This is a genomic window from Methylibium sp., assembly GCF_013817365.1.
Classification (GTDB): Bacteria; Pseudomonadota; Gammaproteobacteria; order Burkholderiales; family Burkholderiaceae_C; genus Methylibium.
Window position 1 is genome coordinate 1 of the sequence record NZ_JACDCU010000557.1, and the last position, 2,250, is coordinate 2,250.

Annotated in this window: 3 protein-coding genes; all 3 read left to right on the forward strand. The window is 66.9% G+C overall.

Translation table 11 applies throughout. The features are described from left to right. Positions 1–36 precede the first annotated feature (36 nt). Positions 37–645 (forward strand): imidazoleglycerol-phosphate dehydratase HisB, encoded by a 609-nt coding sequence (gene hisB, locus H0W38_RS21230; protein ID WP_292457944.1) that lies wholly within the window; start codon positions 37–39, stop codon positions 643–645. 86 nt (positions 646–731) lie between these two features. Continuing rightward, entirely contained in the window at positions 732–1,403 is a 672-nt protein-coding gene (hisH, locus tag H0W38_RS21235; protein ID WP_292457947.1) for an imidazole glycerol phosphate synthase subunit HisH, read from the forward strand. Positions 1,404–1,439: 36 nt separating this feature from the next. After that, the gene (hisA, locus tag H0W38_RS21240) at positions 1,440–2,183 is read left to right on the forward strand and encodes a 1-(5-phosphoribosyl)-5-[(5-phosphoribosylamino)methylideneamino]imidazole-4-carboxamide isomerase (protein WP_292457949.1); all 744 of its coding nucleotides are present in this window, start codon (positions 1,440–1,442) and stop codon (positions 2,181–2,183) included. Positions 2,184–2,250: the final 67 nt, after the last annotated feature.

Below are 2,250 nucleotides of genomic sequence, written 5' to 3' on the forward strand. Positions count from 1 at the left end.
CGACCGGATGATCGCTGCGCTGAAAGACTGCCTGTCATGAACACTGCACCCCACGAACACCGCATCGCCGAAGTGCGCCGCGACACCACCGAAACCAAGATCCTGGTGCGCATAGACCTCGATGGCAGCGGCGCCGCCCAGCTCGCCACTGGCATCGGTTTCTTCGACCACATGCTCGACCAGATCGCCCGCCACGGGCTGATCGACCTGCACATCGAGGCCCAGGGCGACCTGCACATCGACGGCCACCACACGGTCGAAGACGTGGGCATCACCGTGGGCCAGGCCTTTGCCAAGGCGGTCGGCGACAAGAAAGGCATTCGCCGCTACGGCCATGCCTACGTGCCGCTCGACGAAGCGCTCAGCCGCGTGGTGGTCGATTTTTCCGGCCGACCCGGTCTGCACATGCGCGTGCCGTTCAAGGCCGGCATGGTCGGCGCGCTCGACACCCAGCTGGTCTACGAGTTCTTCCAGGGCTTCGTCAACCATGCCGGCGTCACCCTGCACATCGACAACCTGCACGGTGACAACGCCCACCACCAGTGCGAGACCGTGTTCAAGGCGTTTGCCCGCGCGCTGCGCATGGCGCTGGAGCGCGATCCGCGCATGGCCGGCGTGGTGCCTTCGACCAAGGGAACGCTTTGAAATGAACCGCGCCCGCGCGCAGACCTCATGAGCTGTCGTGTCGTTCCGAAGACGAACACCGCAGCGCGAAGTGCGGAGCGTGCCCGATGAGCCGCAGCGTCGCCGTCGTCGATTACGGCATGGGCAACCTGCGCTCGGTATCGCAGGCCGTGCTGCATGCGGCCCGGGAAGCGTCGAAGTCCGGCATGGACGTAGAAGTCATCGTCACCGCCGAGCCGAGCGAGGTTCGCCGTGCCGAGCGGGTGGTGCTGCCCGGCCAGGGCGCCATGCGCGACTGCATGCGCGAGCTGCGCGAAGCGCATGGCGGGGAGTTGCTGGGCGCCGTGCTCGAAGCCGCGGCGAGCAAGCCGCTGATGGGCGTGTGCGTGGGCATGCAGATGCTGCTCGAGCACAGCGAAGAGCAGTACACGCCCGGCCTGGGACTCATCCCTGGCCAGGTCAGGCGCTTTCAGCTCGAAGGCCGCCTGCAGCCCGACGGCAGCCGCTACAAGGTGCCGCAGATGGGTTGGAACCGCGTGCTGCAAAGCCGCCGCCACCCGATGTGGGCGGGCGTGCCTGACGCCAGCTGGTTCTATTTCGTCCACAGTTTCTACGCCGCACCGGCGCACGCCGGGCACAGCGTGGGTGAAACCGAGTACGGCGAGCGCTTTACCAGCGCGGTGGCGCGCGATAACATTTTTGCGACCCAGTTCCATCCCGAGAAGAGCGCGGCGCACGGCCTGGCCCTGTACCGCAACTTTCTCGCCTGGCGTCCTTGACCTGCCAACTCCCGTTTCCTTCCACCGCCGACGGCCATGCTGCTGATCCCTGCGATCGACCTGAAAGACGGTCGATGTGTGCGCCTCAAGCAAGGCGACATGAACGACTCCACCACCTTCAGCGAGGACCCGGCGGCCATGGCACGCCGCTGGCTCGACGCCGGCGCCCGGCGCCTGCATCTGGTGGACCTGAACGGTGCCTTCGCCGGCAGGCCGGTCAACGAGGCGGCCATCAAGGCAATCCTGGCCGAGATCGACGACGAGATCCCGGTGCAGCTCGGCGGCGGCATCCGCGATCTCGACACCATCGAGCGCTATCTCGACGACGGCCTGTCCTTCGTGATCATCGGCACGGCGGCCGTCAAGAGTCCCGGCTTCCTGCGCGACGCCTGTACAGCCTTCGGGGGGCACATCATCGTCGGGCTCGACGCTCGCGACGGCAAGGTGGCGACCGACGGCTGGAGCAAGCTCACCGGGCACGAGGTGGTCGATCTGGCGCTGAAGTTCGAGGGCTACGGCGTCGAAGGCGTGATCTACACCGACATCGGCCGCGACGGCATGCTCAGCGGCATCAACATCGACGCCACCGTGAAGCTGGCCCAGGCGCTCACCATTCCGGTGATCGCTTCGGGCGGACTGTCCAAGTTGGCCGACATCGAGGCGCTGTGCGCGGTGGAAGGCGAGGGCGTCGAGGGAGTGATCTGCGGGCGGGCCATCTATACCGGCGACCTCGATTTCGCTTCGGCTCAGGCCCGGGCCGATGCACTGAACGGCGGCTGATGTCGGCCCCCACGCACCGTCGATGCTCCTCCCCACGGGGCCTTTCGGCTTTCTCGGGTCGGCCCAT